The 14901-nt window shown below is 61.2% G+C and carries 12 protein-coding genes; 5 read left to right on the top strand and 7 right to left on the bottom strand.

Translation table 11 applies throughout. From position 1 onward, the window contains the following. Positions 1-566: 566 nt before the first annotated feature. Positions 567-2489, bottom strand: a complete 1923-nt coding sequence (locus K6T12_RS18505) for a RecQ family ATP-dependent DNA helicase (RefSeq protein ID WP_222224366.1) — start codon at positions 2487-2489, stop codon at positions 567-569. Between the two features lie 53 nt (positions 2490-2542). Further along, a complete protein-coding gene (locus K6T12_RS18500) occupies positions 2543-3016 on the bottom strand; it encodes a GNAT family N-acetyltransferase (RefSeq protein WP_222224365.1) in 474 nt (157 codons plus the stop codon). Positions 3017-3190: 174 nt separating this feature from the next. Here K6T12_RS18500 and K6T12_RS18495 point away from each other — a divergent pair, with 174 nt between their 5' ends. Next, positions 3191-4045 carry a prenyltransferase gene (locus tag K6T12_RS18495; protein ID WP_222224364.1) on the top strand — a complete coding sequence of 285 codons (855 nt, stop codon included), beginning with the start codon at positions 3191-3193 and terminating at the stop codon, positions 4043-4045. Positions 4046-4085: 40 nt separating this feature from the next. Here the strand turns inward: K6T12_RS18495 and K6T12_RS18490 are convergent, their stop codons facing one another. Then, on the bottom strand, positions 4086-4565 hold the full coding sequence (locus tag K6T12_RS18490; protein ID WP_222224363.1) for an Lrp/AsnC family transcriptional regulator: 480 nt from the start codon (positions 4563-4565) through the stop codon (positions 4086-4088). A 118-nt stretch (positions 4566-4683) separates the two neighbouring features. Between K6T12_RS18490 and K6T12_RS18485 the strand changes: the two genes are divergently transcribed. The 4 genes from K6T12_RS18485 (at position 4684) to K6T12_RS18470 (ending at position 11588) form a co-directional block, all read left to right on the top strand. Beyond that, positions 4684-5307, top strand: a complete 624-nt coding sequence (locus K6T12_RS18485; protein ID WP_222224362.1) for a LysE family translocator — start codon at positions 4684-4686, stop codon at positions 5305-5307. A gap of 257 nt (positions 5308-5564) precedes the next feature. Next, positions 5565-7073: a fumarate hydratase gene (locus K6T12_RS18480; protein WP_222224361.1), complete on the top strand. Its 1509-nt coding sequence runs from the start codon at positions 5565-5567 to the stop codon at positions 7071-7073. Between the two features lie 408 nt (positions 7074-7481). After that, positions 7482-8870: an MFS transporter gene (locus K6T12_RS18475; RefSeq protein WP_222224360.1), complete on the top strand. Its 1389-nt coding sequence runs from the start codon at positions 7482-7484 to the stop codon at positions 8868-8870. A 483-nt stretch (positions 8871-9353) separates the two neighbouring features. Beyond that, complete coding sequence (locus tag K6T12_RS18470) at positions 9354-11588, top strand: NADP-dependent isocitrate dehydrogenase (protein WP_222224359.1); 2235 nt, start codon at positions 9354-9356, stop codon at positions 11586-11588. A 168-nt stretch (positions 11589-11756) separates the two neighbouring features. Here the strand turns inward: K6T12_RS18470 and K6T12_RS18465 are convergent, their stop codons facing one another. The 4 genes from K6T12_RS18465 to K6T12_RS18450 form a co-directional block, all read right to left on the bottom strand. Further along, the gene (locus K6T12_RS18465) at positions 11757-12392 is read right to left on the bottom strand and encodes a hypothetical protein (protein ID WP_222224358.1); all 636 of its coding nucleotides are present in this window, start codon (positions 12390-12392) and stop codon (positions 11757-11759) included. 86 nt (positions 12393-12478) lie between these two features. Further along, positions 12479-12940: an ATPase gene (locus K6T12_RS18460; RefSeq protein WP_222224357.1), complete on the bottom strand. Its 462-nt coding sequence runs from the start codon at positions 12938-12940 to the stop codon at positions 12479-12481. Positions 12941-13123: 183 nt separating this feature from the next. Continuing rightward, positions 13124-14017: an alpha/beta hydrolase gene (locus K6T12_RS18455; protein WP_222224356.1), complete on the bottom strand. Its 894-nt coding sequence runs from the start codon at positions 14015-14017 to the stop codon at positions 13124-13126. A gap of 188 nt (positions 14018-14205) precedes the next feature. Continuing rightward, complete coding sequence (locus tag K6T12_RS18450) at positions 14206-14775, bottom strand: pyridoxamine 5'-phosphate oxidase family protein (RefSeq protein WP_222224355.1); 570 nt, start codon at positions 14773-14775, stop codon at positions 14206-14208. Positions 14776-14901 lie beyond the last annotated feature (126 nt).

Here is a 14901-nt window from a genome sequence, read left to right as displayed (position 1 = left end):
CACTTTCGTGTTGCCGACAAGGCGAGAGCGGCGTTATCCCCGGGCATTAAAGAGCTGCCCATGCCGCTACCCCGTGAGAAAGAAAAATGCCAGTCAGTTGGCTTAACTGACTGGCATTAGGCCCGGCCGCGTTTTTTGGTTTTTGGGGTTTTGTTATTTATTGGGGAGCTACGGCGCCCAATAGGCATCTCTGATGAGCTGTTACGGATCACAGAACCCTGTAGCAGCGGGCTTGGCATGCCCTTTGGGTGCCGACCGCGACGGGGTTGGCCGAGTTCGGTGGGTGTCGCCCTCGGAGTGGGCTGCTACGGCCCACGGAACCCTGTAGCAGCGGGCTTGGCATGCCCTTTGGGTGCCGACCGCGACGGGGTTGGCTGAGTTCGGTGGGTGTCGCCCTCGGAGCGGGCTGCTACGGACCACGGAACCCTGTAGGAGGGGCTTCGGCCGCGACTAACGGAGGCATCCAGCGATGCCGAGACCGGTCGCCCTCGGAGCGGGCTGCTACAAATAATTGCGCCGGACTCTCCGGTTCGATGCGCCGCTTGCCGCTTAACGCTTTTAGCTTATCACGCCTGCCTAGCCAGCCAGCTGCGCACCTCGGCGTAGGGATACTGCTCCAGCCGGGCGAAGCCGGGTAGCGAGCGGGCCCTGAGCCGGGTCAGGGCGGGCGCGCTGATGCCGCACAGGAAACGGGTCAGCAGGTCGGCCCCCGGTTGACCGCCATGCCGCTCGATCAGCGGGCTGCAAAGTTCGCTAAACGACAGCGTTTCCAGTGGCGGCAGCGGTGCCGCATCCGGCAGCCGGGCGATCTGACCCAGACAGACCGAGCAGTGTCCACAATCCGCCTCCAGGCTATGATCACCGAAGTAGCCGGCCAACTGGCGGCTGAGGCAGCGGTCGGATTCGAACAGTGCCAGCATGTTGTCGATCCGCCGAATCTCGCTCTGCTCATGCTGGCGGAAATGGCCGTGCAGTTCGTCGGCCAGCTGGTCGAGATCGAACCGGCTGTTCAGCACCGCGTAGACCTCGGTCATCTGTTTGCTTTCCAGTTCCAGATAGCCCTTTTGCTGGAAATACTCCAACGCGGTCACCACCCGGCTGCGCTCGGCGCCATAGTGGTTGTAGAGCGCATCGAAATCCACCGTGCTCCAGGTGCGGGCGCGTTGCGAACAGTCGACGATCGCCTGCACGAAACTGCGCCGCTCGCCGTCGAACTGCGCCACCAACTGGTCCGGTTCGATCAGGTACTTGAAACGGTATTCGGCAAAGTAGCTGTATTGGGGCTTGAGGATGCCGCGCAGCTCCAGCTGCACCAGCAGGGTTTTCAACGGCAGCGGGCGGATATTGCTCTGCTGCGACAGTGCATTGAGCATCAGCTCCCACTGCTGGCTGTGCTGGGTGGTGGCCTGCAGCTCCTGCAGCACTGCAACGATACCGTCCCGTTCCGGGGTATCGCCATAAACGAAGTTCTGCAGCACGTTGAGGTTGTCGCGGTTGGCCAGTACCAGGCAGTCGGAGGTCTCGCCGTCACGGCCGGCACGACCGATCTCCTGGCTATAGTTCTCGATCGATTTGGGCAGGTCGTAGTGCACCACGTTGCGGATATCGCGCTTGTCGATTCCCATGCCGAAGGCGATGGTGGCGACGATGCAGGGTACCTCGCCGCGCATAAATTGCTGCTGGATCTGCTCGCGCTGCTCGCTCTTCATGCCGGCGTGATAGGCGCGCGCGTCGATCCCCTGCCGCTGCAATGTTTTCGCCACTGCCTCGGCGGTCTGCTGCAGGGTCACGTAGACGATACTGGCCTGTTGCCGGCGTGGTGCCAGCCAGTCGAGTAGCCGTCGGTCCTTATCGGCCTGCACCACCGGCTCGACCGCGAGCCTCAGGTTGGCGCGGTAGAAACCGGTGATGGTGACGTCCGCCTCGGCGATAGCGAACTTGGCGCGTATATCCTCGATCACCTGCGGCGTGGCGGTAGCGGTCAGCAGCAGTGCCTGCGGGATGCCGAACTGGCGCTGGTACTCCGGCAGTTTCAGGTAGTCGGGCCGGAAATTGTGGCCCCACTCGGAGATGCAGTGGGCCTCGTCGACCACCAGCAGTGAGATCGGCACCTGACTGATGAAGTTGCGGAAGCGTTCATTCTTCAGCCGCTCGACCGAGATCATCAGGATCTTGATGGTGCCGTTGCTGACGCCGCTCATCACTTCCATCGCCTGTTCGCGCGACTGGCTGGAGTCGATACTGGCGGCGGGGATACTGTGCCGCTGCAGGAATGCCAGTTGGTCCTGCATCAGCGCCAGCAGTGGCGACACCACCAGGGTCAGGTGGGGCAGGTGCAGGGCGGGCAGCTGATAGCAGAGCGACTTGCCCGAACCGGTCGGGAAGATCGCCGCCGCCGAGCGGCCGGCCACCACGGCCGAGATCACGGCTTCCTGTCCCTCCCTGAACGCGGGATAGCCGAAATGGTCGTGCAATGTCTGATGGATCATCGGACGGTCCTGTCGGATTGCTTAAATATAGGTTTTAGTGGCCCGCTATCGGTTCAGTCGATCAGCCGGCGCAGTCGTGGGCCGGTCTCGACAAAGCCGTTGGCCTGGTAGAACGCCCGGCTGCGCTGCCACTGCTGGCCGGCCGGTGCACCAACCTCCAGCCGTTGCCAGCGCTGTTGGCGGGCAATGTCGAGGGCGGCGTCGATCAGCCGCTGACCGAGCCCGCTGGCCCGCCAGGCCGGTCGCACGTAGAGTTCGGATATCTCGCCGAACCGGCCGCCGGCGTAAAGCGCCGCGCACTCGTGCAGGGTCAGCACTGCCACCGGCTCGCCATGCTCGAACGCCAGCAACGCCTGGATCTTGCCGGCGCCCAGCAGTTGCTGACTGAGCGCGGGCAGCGCCAGACCATCGATCTGCGCGGCGTCCTCCGGCGCCAGCTCGAGCAGCAGCTCGGTCACCAGCATCGCCACAACGATGGCATCGCGCGGGTCGGCTGCTCTGATGGCGATAGGGTCAGTAGTAGTCAAGACGACCTCCTTGTGTCCTGGCCGGATTCAATCGGGTGAAACGGCCACTATCGCATGCTGTTAAAGTAATGTCAGGTCGAACTGGGCTTGCTGGCGGGCTGCCCGGGCCTTAAGCTAGCGCCAATATTCGAATTGCCTGATATACCAAGCCGCGCCAGCGGCACGGATTGCCGAATGGATTGCAGTAAATACCAGTTTGTCCGCGCCCTGCGGCCGTTTTCGTTCAGTGTCGCCCTGATCGCCTGCCTGAGTGGAATCGCTAGCGCCTATGGCGCCGGCTACAGTAACTGGCCGCTGGCGGCAATGGTGCTGCTGGGCGGCGTGTTGCTGCAGGCCGGGGTGAACCTGATCAACGACTATGCCGATCTGGAGTTGCTGGCAGAGATCTCCGATGGCGAGGCGGCGCTGGCCAGTCGGGCGATCCGCAGCAATTTCGCCGCCGGGTTGGGGTGCTTCCTGCTGGCGACATTGATCGCCCTCTACCTGATCGCCCAGGTCGGTCTGCCGCTGTTGTGGATCAGCCTGATCGGTCTGGCCGGTGCGCTTACCTATACCCTCAATCCGGTCAATTACAAACAGCGCGGCCTGGGAGTATTGCTGGTGTTTTGGCTGATGGGGGTGTTGATGGTCTCCGGCAGCTATCTGGTGGTTGCCGGCCGGCTGGATATGGCGGTGGTCTGGCAGTCGCTGCCGATCAGCCTGCTGACCTCGCTACTGCTGCTCAGCAACGAGCTACGCGACTTCGAGGCGGACCGGCGCGACGGTATCGGCACCCTGGCGGTGCGTATCGGCTACCGTGCCGCCAGCCGACTGTACCGGCTGATGCTGCTGGCGGTCTACCTCTGTGCCGCGCTGCTCTGGCAGCAGGGGCTGATCAGCCTGTTCTGGCCGCTGCTGCTGACCCTGCCGTTGCTGGCCGGTCCGCTGAAGCTGCTGTCTGCCAATGAGTTCGGGCGCAAGCCGCTGACTCCGCTGACCGGCCGGCTGCTGCTGCTGTTCGGGTTGATCTACTGCTACTGTCTGCTTTAGTTTTTTAAGATTTTTCCGTTAGCGCGATGCTGAACAAAAATTAACCCAACGGCAACGCCATATCGGCCTTGATCTCCCGAACCGAGATGCCCGACTGCAGCGAGCGTACCCCTGGGATACGGCGCAGGGCGGTCAACTGGTCGGAGAACTGGTCCAGGTCGCGGGCCACCACCTGCAAGAGGTAATCGGCGTCGCCGGTGATGTTGTGGCACATCAGGATCCACTCCAGCGCCTGCACCTGCTGCTCGAAATGGTCGGTCAGCTCCACCTCGTGACGTTCGAACGACACCTGCACGAAGGCGATCACGTCGTAACCGAGCTTGCGCCGGTCCAGCAGTGTCCGGTAGCCGCTGATAAAGCCCTCGTCCTCCAGCCGTTTCCAGCGCCGCCAGCAGGGGGTATCGCTGAGGTTGATCTGCTGGGCCAGTTTGCTGTTGCTGATGCGGCCGTCGCGCTGAATCTTGTCGAGTAGGCTGAAATCAGTAGCGTCCAGTAATTCGTTGAGTGAATTCTTTTTCATTACTTGTCTTTTGGAGGGAAAGTTTGCTTTATGCGGTGTGTATGAAGCAAAAATAGCAAAGTTCTTTCCCGGCCGATACCTACAATGGGCGCTCAAATTCAGCGGGCATGAGTAGCGGATGAGCGCGGAACAGTTACTGATCTACCTGGGAGCATTGCTGGCGATCCACCTGGCGCCGGGGCCGGACAATATCCTGGTGCTGAGCACCGCCGCCAGCCGAGGCTGGCGCGCCGCCCGCAGCGTCGCGCTGGGGATTAGCTCGGCACTGGTGCTGCATACCCTGCTGTCGATCGGCGGCATCTCGGTGCTGCTGGCCACCAGTCCGCTGGCGTTCGATCTGCTGCGCTGGATCGGCGCCGCCTATCTGCTGTGGCTCGGCATCCAGAGCCTGCGGCCGGGCGCGGCGGCGCTGTCGCAGGGGCTGCAGGAATCCGGCTGGGCATTGTGGCGGCGCGGCCTGCTGAACAACCTGCTCAACCCCAAGGCCTGGCTGTTCTGTGCGCTGTTCCTGCCGCAGTTCATCAATCCGCAGCGCGGCGAGGTGATGTTGCAGGGGCTGCAGTTGGGGCTGATGTTGGTGCTGTTCAACCTGGCGTTCCTGATCGGCCTGGCGCTGTTGGCCGGCCGGCTTGCCGGACGCTTCGTCAATTCCAAATCGGTGTTTGGCCGCTGGTTGATGGGCTCGGTGTTTATCGGCCTGGCGGTGCGGATGTTGCTGCTGGAAAACGTCGCGGCCCGCTAGAGCGCTTGGCCAGGGAAATGGTCAACTGCGCTGTCGCCCGCGGAGCGGGCTGCTACGGCTCATATTCGCGGCCGGTTGCCGGCATCTATCGCTCACGCCGCTTAGACCAAGGCCGGAGGGGGCCCGGTCGGTCATTTGGTGTATAATCCTGCGCCAACTACAACGGGGAGCCCGGTGAGGCGCCGGTCAGCCCTGCAGTTGCGGTTATTAACAGCACTGCGAAGCACCTTCACAAGAGTCTATTGGAGAGCCTCCGAATGTCCGTTATCCGTCAAGACGACTTCATCAGCTCCGTTGCTGATGCCCTGCAGTTCATCTCCTACTACCACCCGATCGATTTCGTCAAAGGCGTTCACGAAGCCTACCTGAAGGAACAGAACCCGGCGGCGAAGGACGCGATGGCGCAGATTCTGATCAACTCCCGGATGTGTGCCGAAGGCCACCGGCCGATCTGCCAGGACACCGGTATCGTCACCGTGTTCCTGAAAGTGGGTATGAACGTGCAGTGGGACGCCAAGATGAGCGTCACCGACATGGTCAACGAAGGCGTTCGTCGCGCCTATACTCACCCGGATAACGTACTGCGCGCCTCCATCCTGGCCGACCCGGCCGGTAAGCGGCAGAACACCAAGGACAACACCCCGGCGGTGATCCACTACGAGATCGTCGAAGGTGACGAGGTGGAAGTACATGTCGCGGCCAAAGGTGGCGGCTCCGAGAACAAATCCAAGATGGTGATGCTGAACCCGTCCGACAGCATCGTCGACTGGGTGGTGAAAACCGTGCCGACCATGGGTGCCGGCTGGTGCCCGCCGGGTATGCTGGGTCTCGGTATCGGCGGTACCGCCGAGAAGGCCGCGGTGCTGGCGAAAGAATCCCTGATGGATCCGATCGACATCCACGAGCTGCGTGAGCGTGGCCCGCAGAACCGGGTCGAGGAGCTGCGTCTGGAGATCATGGATGCGGTCAACGAGCTGGGCATCGGTGCCCAGGGGCTGGGCGGCCTGACCACCGTGCTGGACGTCAAGATCAAGGACTACCCGACCCACGCTGCGTCGCTGCCGATCTGCATGATCCCGAACTGTGCCGCCACCCGTCACACCCACTTCAAGCTGAACGGCGAAGGTCCGGCGATCCTGACGCCGCCGAGCCTGGACGACTGGCCGAAAGTGACCTTCGAGGTGGGCGCCAGCACCCGCCGTGTCGACCTGAACACCGTCACTCCGGAAGAGGTGCAGAGCTGGCAGCCGGGCGAAACCGTGCTGCTGAACGGTAAGATGCTGACCGGCCGTGACGCTGCGCACAAGAAGATGGTCGAGATGCTGAATAACGGCGAACAGCTGCCGGTGGACCTGAAAGGCCGCTTCATCTACTACGTCGGCCCGGTCGATCCAGTCGGCGACGAAGTGGTTGGCCCGGCTGGCCCGACCACCGCGACCCGGATGGACAAGTTCACCCGCCAGGTGATCGAAAGCACCGGCCTGTTGGGCATGATCGGCAAGTCCGAGCGTGGCCCGGTGGCGATCGACGCGATCAAGGACAACAAGGCGGTCTACCTGATGGCGGTCGGCGGCGCGGCTTACCTGGTCTCCAAGGCGATCACCAACGCCGAAGTGCTGGCCTTCCCGGAACTGGGCATGGAAGCGATCTACGAGTTCGAGGTGAAAGATATGCCGGTCACCGTGGCGGTCGACACCAACGGTGAATCCGTGCACAACACCGGCCCGGCCAAGTGGAAGCAGATCATCGCCGAACAGGTGGGTTGATCAGCGAAATAGTTATCCACAGCGATATACTGTGATAGAAAACACAGTGATAGAAAAGCGCGACCTTCGGGTCGCGTTTTTGTTTTTTATCTACCGTAAGACCCTGGTAATAGCCGTTCCGTGTTGCCAAGGCGTAACTTCAAATTACTGGTTGTGGATAAACGCCTGCCGGCGTTTGGCCGCCCGGGTGCGGCCCTACATGGCAATGCACTTTGTCTGTAGGGCGCCACCTGGGGCGCCGTTGCTACCGCCGCTTGCTGCAACACAGTGTTCGTTAACATGTGAATGAAAAACGCTGCTAAACTCAGCAGCTGAACTTCCCGGGCGGTATCGGACCGCTCACCTCCGCAGCCGGTAACGGTTGCGAGACTGTTTCCTACGCTGAACACCTGAACAGACCCGCATTCAATGCAAGATTATTACCAGCAAAATCCGTCGGCCCGCTGGCTGGCGCTGCTCAGTATCTGTATCGCCACCTTCCTGGTGCCGCTGTCGATGTCGTCGGTCAACCTGGCACTGCCGGCGATCGCCGCCGATCTGCACGCCGATGCGGTGAAGGTCAGCTGGATGCCGACCATCAACCTCTGGGGCAGCATGATTCTGATGCTGCCGGCTGGCAGGGTGGCCGACATGATCGGCCGTAAGCGGGTCTACCTGATCGGGGTAATGTTCTACGCGCTGGCGTCGCTGATGGTGCTGGCGGTGAACAGTATCGAATGGCTGCTGGTGGCGCGGGTACTGCAGGGGTTGGCCAGTGCGCTGGTGTTCGCCACCGCGATGGCGATCGTCGGCTCGGTATTTTCCGATGGCGACCGTGGCACCGCGCTGGGGCTGACCGCTACGTCGGTCTACCTGGGGTTGACCTGCGGTCCGCTGATCGGCGGCTGGCTGACCGAGTTCTGGGGCTGGCGCAGCGTGTTCTGGGCGCCGGTGCCGCTGACGCTGCTGTCGTTGCTGCTGGTGGTGCTGTACCTGAAAGGGGAGTGGAAAAGCGAGCAGCGCGAGCGGCTCGACTGGCTCGGCAGCGGTCTGTTCGCGCTCTGGACCAGTCTGTTCTTCTTCGGCCTGTCCGGTCTGCCGGAGCCACGCCACGGCCTGCTGGCGCTGCTCGGCCTGGCCTGCCTGCCGCTGTTTATCTTCCAGCAGAACCGGGCCAGGTATCCGCTGATCCGCATTCGGGCGATGCGCGACAACCGGGTGTTCACCCGCTCGATCATGGCCAGCCTGTTCATGTACGGCGCCAACTACCCGATCCTGTTTCTGCTTAGCCTCTACCTGCAGTACATCCAGGGGATGTCGCCGGGCGAGTCCGGCCAGTTGATCCTGATCCAGGCGCTGATCATGGCGGCATTGGCGCCGCTGGCCGGCCGGTTGTCCGACCGCTATGAACCGCGGCTGATCGCCACCGCCGGCTGCCTGCTGTTCGGTGCCGGTTTCGCGACCCTGTTCTGGCTACGGCAGGACAGCGGTCTGAGTCATGTGGTGGCCGGCTTGGTGCTACTCGGTATCGGCTTCGGCCTGTTCAGTACCCCCAACAACAACGCCGCGCTTGGTTCGGTGCCGAAGGAGCGGCTCAGCATCGCCTCGGCATTGCTCAACCTGGCGCGTACGCTGGGCAATATGTTCGGCATGGCGGTAGTGGTATTGCTGTTCAACCAGCTGATCGGCGACCGCACCATCGAACCGAGCCAGTATCCGGCTCTGCTGACGGTGACCCGGCTGGCGCTGGCGCTGGCCTGCGGCTATACCCTGATCGCCGCCTATAACTCTTTCCGGCGCGGCAATATCAGAAGCTGACGGTAACCTGCGGCAGCCGCCTCTCGGCGGCTGCTTGCCGCAGTATTTTTGAGAACTGTTCTTATTTGTGGTATAAAAGTGCGTTGTAGTGCTACTACATGAGCCGCGCCTGGCGTGATCGGTAGATCCGACTCGCGTTGGTGCCGGAGTCGACCGGTGCAAAATCGGTCATCATTATGTAACTGCTTGAAATATAAAATATTAATAAATGAATTGATCTGCTTCTGGGTGGCTGTTTCGGGAGCGTTTCAGGTCTCCGCCGGGGCCCCGTAGTCGGGCCGTCGCATTATCTTTTAGTAGAAACTTGCCACTAAATGGCCACTTACTACTTAAGTATGCAGGCCAAGGTGGCATACAATGCGCGGCGGAAATTCGAATCCTTCGGCTCCCGTTCCTCGCCTCGGCGATCACAAGTCGCCGCGCACCGAGCCGTTGGCTATCCAGCCGTATCAATCAGGCCAGCCGTAAAAATCAGGGGAAACAATGACGACTAACAAATCCACCATCGTGTACACACTGACCGACGAAGCACCGTCTCTGGCGACCTGCTCGTTGCTGCCGATCGTCCGCGCGTTCACCAACGCCGCCGGTATCGAGGTCAAAATCAGCGATATCTCGCTGGCCGGCCGTATCCTGGCCGCATTCCCCGAGCGCCTGACGGAAGATCAGCGTGTCGTCGATGGCCTGGCCGAGCTGGGTGAGTTGACCCAGGATCCGCACGCCAACATCGTAAAACTGCCGAACATCAGTGCCTCCGTTCCCCAGCTGAAGGCTTGCATCGCCGAGCTGCAATCCCAGGGCTACGATATCCCGGATTTCCCGGAAGAGATCAGCAGCGATGCCGACAAGGAGATCCAGGAGCGTTACTCCAAGATCCTCGGTAGTGCGGTAAACCCGGTGCTGCGCCAGGGCAACTCCGACCGCCGTGCGCCGGCGGCCGTTAAAGCCTACGCCCGCAAATACCCGCACTCCATGGGCCAGTGGAGCAAGGCTTCCCGCTCCCACGCCGATTACATGCGCGACGGTGACTTCTTCTCCAGCGAGCAGTCCGTAACCATGGACAAGGCGCAGGACGTACGCATCGAGTTCGTTTCCCAGGATGGACAGGTCGAGCAGAAGAAGACCGTCAGCCTGCAGGAAGGCGAAGTGCTGGACAGCATGCGCATGAGCAGCAAGGCGCTGCGTGAGTTCTTCGAACAGTCCCTGCAGGACGCCAAGGAAACCGGCGTAATGTGGTCCCTGCACGTCAAGGCGACCATGATGAAGGTTTCCCACCCGATCGTGTTCGGCCACGCGGTAACCGTGTTCTACAAGGACCTGTTCGAGAAGCACGGCGAGCTGTTCGATGAGCTGGGTGTTAACCCGAACAACGGTCTGAGCAGCGTGTTTGACAAGATCAAGTCGCTGCCGGACTCCAAGCAGCAGGAGATCCTGGAAGACCTGCACGCCTGCTACGAGAACCGTCCGGAACTGGCGATGGTGGATTCCGTCAAGGGCATCACCAACCTGCACATCCCGAGCGACGTAATCGTCGACGCCTCCATGCCGGCAATGATCCGCAACTCCGGTCAGATGTGGGGCCGCGACGGCAAGCAGAAAGACACCAAGGCGGTAATGCCGGAGTCTACTTATGCCCGTATCTACCAGGAGATGATCAACTTCTGTAAGACCAACGGTGCATTCGATCCGACGACCATGGGCACCGTGCCGAACGTCGGCCTGATGGCGATGAAAGCCGAAGAGTATGGCTCGCACGACAAGACTTTCGAACTGGACGCCGACGGCATCATGCGTGTGGTCGACGCCGACGGCAACGTGCTGATGCAGCACGAGGTCGAGAAGGGCGATATCTGGCGTGCCTGCCAGACCAAGGACGCGGCGATCCGTGACTGGGTCAAGCTGGCGGTTACCCGTGCCCGCAACTCCGGCACCCCGGCGGTGTTCTGGCTGGACGAAGAGCGTGCCCACGACAACGAGCTGCGCAAGAAGGTTGAACTGTACCTGCAGGACCACGACCTGAGCGGCCTGGATATCCGCATCATGTCCTACAACGAAGCGATCCGCTTCTCCATGGAGCGCATGATCCGCGGCCAGGACACCATCTCCGTTACCGGTAACGTACTGCGTGACTACCTGACCGACCTGTTCCCGATCATGGAGCTGGGTACTTCCGCCAAGATGCTGTCCATCGTGCCGATGCTGGCCGGCGGCGGCATGTACGAGACCGGTGCCGGCGGTTCCGCGCCGAAGCACGTTCAGCAGCTGATGGAAGAGAACCACCTGCGTTGGGACTCCCTGGGTGAATTCCTGGCCCTGGCGGTATCGCTTGAAGAGCTGGGCATCAAGGAAAACAACCCGCGTGCCAAGATCCTGGCCAAGTGCCTGGACAAGGCGACCGAGCGCCTGCTGGACAACGGCAAGTCGCCGTCCCGCAAGACCGGCGAGCTGGATAACCGCGGCAGCCACTTCTACCTGGGTATGTACTGGGCACAGGAAGTTGCCGCGCAGACCGAAGACGCCGACCTGGCGGCTCAGTTCGCCAACCTGGCCAAGACTCTGACCGACAACGAAGAACAGATCGTGGCCGAACTGAACGAAGTGCAGGGCAAGCCGGCTGCGGAGATCAAAGGCTACTACCACGCTGACCGTGCCGACGTGAAGAAGGTGATGCGCCCGAGCGCCACCCTGAACGCCGCACTGGCCGCTGCGCAGGGCTAAGCCTGCCACTGCCCGCGCAATGTGCGCGGGCCCGTACATCAAAGCCCGCGGCAAGCGATTGCCGCGGGCTTTTTCGTTTTCTAAAGCGTGGCTACTTGAAGGGGCCTGGTCGCCTCGCTGGCTTTAACGGAAATGAACGTCACGCCCAGTGCGCTTGTCGTAGGATAGTCAGCCCCTGTCCGCTGGCTCTTCGGCCAACAGGTCGATGACCGGAATATCGCCTTTTCTCATTGCCTGCCGATACGCCTCCTGCTTATCACGGCCAAAGGCTTCGGCATCACCGTAAGGGGCGAAGTAGAGATAACGTGCGTGAGTGGTGGCCGGTTTGCGGGCGTGCTTGATCGGACACCAGTACTGCTCGGTTCGGGCGGCAATCTCGCGGGCATAGTGGATCAGGCCGTTCACATAGGCGCAGTAGCAGCAGTTGATCTTCTGAATCAGGTTCAGGTAGCCCAGCTGATAGCGGTCGATCACCAGGTAGTCGGCGCGTTTCACCCGTGGGATGCGGTAGAGCCGGAAGCAGCTGTGTTGATAGAACGTCAGTGCCAGGTCGAGCAACAGCGCCGGCACGATCATGCTGTAGATGATCGGTGCCGACAGCACGTTGCGGCGCTGGCTCGATTTCAGCCAAGGCAGGATGCCGATCTTCAGCTGCCGGTGCGCCAGCCGCAGCTTCTCCTCGAACTCGACGCGGGTACCCTTCACCCGGTAGCGAATCTGTTGCTCCTGTTCCTGCAGCGCCTCCTGCAGCTCCTGTTTCAGGCTGTCTATCTGGTTTGCCAGCTTAAGAATCCTGTCATTCATGACGTCACCTGGGGCCGGGGCGTTTCTCTTAAGGTAGTGGCCTGGCGCCGAAAAAACATCCGACAGTTAATTCGACGCTCGTTCGGCTAGCCTTCGGTTTCCTGCAGCAGTTGCCAGGATTCGCTCTGTTCCAATTCGATCAGGCTCTGGAACAGCTCCTTGACCCGCTCGCTGCCGGCCCGGCTCAGCAGGTAGCGATAAAATTCGATCAGCTGCTCATGCAGATTGAGGCTCATCTCGATCAGTTGATCGACGCTGAGCCGGTCGATATCGACCGGTGCTTGGCACAGCGTCTCGGCCAGGTTCGGCTTGCGGGCCATGAACTCGTAGCACCAGGTGTTCAACACCCCGCTGTCGGCAATTTTCTCGTAGTTGGCAACCGAATCCGCCAGGCTGTGTTCATGATCGGCCAGGTAGCTCAACAGCCGGCGCAGCCGCGCGGATTCACTGACCTCTGCGCTGCGCTCGTAACAGTTGGCGACCTGCTGATGGTAGCTGCGCAACCAGTCGAGCACGTCTTTGATCTGTTCCACTTGCAGGTAGTCCATCGAGACTCTCCCAAGTTGTGGTACTGCCATCCGGCCGGTTTTTTTGGGGGGCCTAGGAGCGGCCCAGAAGCGGCCAGGGCGATGTGCTGAAAGTATAGTTGCCCGACATGGCGCGGGTGATGGTGTTGGCTATTGTAAAAAAACGGCCCCGCGCGGCAGAGGCTTGCGGGGCCGGCTGACGGGTTAGCGCAACGAGTCGTTGTTCAGCAGAGTCAGCCAGTTGAGCAGTGCCTTATCGAACCGCTCGGCCTGCTCCAGTTGCGGGTTGTGGCCGCAACGGTCGAACAGCTCGACAGTCAGCTTGGCGAATGCCGGGCGGTAGGGTTGCCAGCGGAAGTGGGGGGCAACCGCAAAGTCATCGCGACCCAGCGCCAGCAACACCGGTATCTGCAACCGTTCCAGCCCCTGCTCGATGCGGAGGTCGCGGAACACCTCGCCCCACAAATGATCGAAGCAGGCCATATGGGTCTGGATGCCGGCCCAGAGCGGTGCGGCGTCGTACTCCAGGTTGTACCAGAAGCGGGCGTGGGCACGCAGGCAGTAGTGGATGAAGCGCGCTTCGGGCTGACGCTCGATATCGGCCGGCAGCCGCGTCATCTGTTGCTGAAAACGGGCTTTGCGGGCCGGCGAGGCCTGCGCCTGCCAGTAGGCTTCCAGGGCCGCCATCTCATCGCTGCTGTGGTTGGGGCCGGTCGCCACCATCACCACGCCGGCAACCCGGTCGGCATGGCGCTTGGCGTATTCCAGCGCCATGTAGCCGTGGCCGGAGTGGCCGAGGATCACGAACCGATCCAGCCGCAAAATTTGGCGGACCCGCTCGATATCGGCCAGGATGATTTCCAGCTGAAAATCGCTCTCGCTGACCGGCCGATTACAGGCGGCAAAGCCACGGTGGTCGACGAAGATCAGTTGGCAGTGGTTTCTGAGCCGGGCCGAAAAGCTCCGCTGATAGTAGCGGGCACTGCCGATTACCAGTATCGGTGTGCCCCGGCCTTCTATGATCACTTCCAGCCGGAAGCCATCACTGTCGATCGCTGTTTCTTCAGTGGTGTCTTTCGTATCGGTTTGCATCTTCATACGCGTATTCATAATCAACTATATCCACTGGCGTACGCGAAGCACGGCGGTACCTCGGCGCTACGCCGATTCAAATTTCGGTGGTTGGAGTTGCAGGCTGACCTGGCTAATGAATACGTTTCATCGTAAAGCATTCGGTGTCGAATAGGGGGCGATAGTATCGCGTTACGGACCTTGGAGCAGCACTCTTAAACTTGATCGTCAGCCAGTCCAGTCAGCGCCAGGATATGGGTTTCGGCGCCATCCAGGCTGCGCTGGTTGCGGTCGGCCCAGTATTTTTCGATACCGGCTTCCCCTTTCTTCTCGGCCCAGCGCTTCAGTGCGTCGCGCTCACCGACATATTCGAAGAAGGGGATCGACATGCCGCAGGAGGATTGCACCAGCTCGATATCCAGCAGGAACAGCTGGCGCGCGCCACGCGTATCGGCAAAGTGGCGGATCAGCTCCGGCCAGTCGGGGTGGCCCCTGTGCAGCACCTGGGCCTGGCCGTACAACCGGATGATCTCCGGCGCGCCTTCGAAGGCACAGAACATCAGCGTCATCCGTGGCAGTTGCTGGACATGGGCCGAGGTTTCGTTACCGCTGCCGGTAATGTTCAGCCAGAGCACCTGGCGGTTGTTCAGTATCCGCAGCGAGTCCATCCCTTTCGGCGAGACATTCACCTTGCCGCTCTGTGCGGCGGTGCCGACGAAGAACAGTTTTTGCGTCTGGATGAAGTCGATCTGGTGGTCGGTTAATGCGTCAAACTGTTGGCCCATGCCCCGCTCTCCTTGGCTCTATGTGGGTTGGAACGTCCGTCGGTTGTTAACCGTATCAACGCAGGCAAGCATTGGGCAGGTCGTGCGATGACAGATATCCGACTATAACGCGCTTTGTGCGTGATT

This window comes from Marinobacterium arenosum, assembly GCF_019795155.1.
Lineage (GTDB): Bacteria > Pseudomonadota > Gammaproteobacteria > Pseudomonadales > Balneatricaceae > Marinobacterium_C > Marinobacterium_C arenosum.
This window is presented reverse-complemented; position numbering and strand designations above follow the sequence as displayed.

What these genes read in the sequence shown, in the direction of transcription:
- K6T12_RS18505 (WP_222224366.1), bottom strand. Translation starts at nt 2,489, where the DNA reads ATGATCCATCAGACATTGCACGACCATTTCGGCTATCCCGCGTTCAGG.
- K6T12_RS18495 (WP_222224364.1), top strand. Translation starts at nt 3,191, where the DNA reads ATGGATTGCAGTAAATACCAGTTTGTCCGCGCCCTGCGGCCGTTTTCG.
- K6T12_RS18490 (WP_222224363.1), bottom strand. Translation starts at nt 4,565, where the DNA reads ATGAAAAAGAATTCACTCAACGAATTACTGGACGCTACTGATTTCAGC.
- K6T12_RS18485 (WP_222224362.1), top strand. Translation starts at nt 4,684, where the DNA reads ATGAGCGCGGAACAGTTACTGATCTACCTGGGAGCATTGCTGGCGATC.
- K6T12_RS18480 (WP_222224361.1), top strand. Translation starts at nt 5,565, where the DNA reads ATGTCCGTTATCCGTCAAGACGACTTCATCAGCTCCGTTGCTGATGCC.
- K6T12_RS18475 (WP_222224360.1), top strand. Translation starts at nt 7,482, where the DNA reads ATGCAAGATTATTACCAGCAAAATCCGTCGGCCCGCTGGCTGGCGCTG.
- K6T12_RS18470 (WP_222224359.1), top strand. Translation starts at nt 9,354, where the DNA reads ATGACGACTAACAAATCCACCATCGTGTACACACTGACCGACGAAGCA.
- K6T12_RS18465 (WP_222224358.1), bottom strand. Translation starts at nt 12,392, where the DNA reads ATGAATGACAGGATTCTTAAGCTGGCAAACCAGATAGACAGCCTGAAA.
- K6T12_RS18460 (WP_222224357.1), bottom strand. Translation starts at nt 12,940, where the DNA reads ATGGACTACCTGCAAGTGGAACAGATCAAAGACGTGCTCGACTGGTTG.
- K6T12_RS18455 (WP_222224356.1), bottom strand. Translation starts at nt 14,017, where the DNA reads ATGAAGATGCAAACCGATACGAAAGACACCACTGAAGAAACAGCGATC.
- K6T12_RS18450 (WP_222224355.1), bottom strand. Translation starts at nt 14,775, where the DNA reads ATGGGCCAACAGTTTGACGCATTAACCGACCACCAGATCGACTTCATC.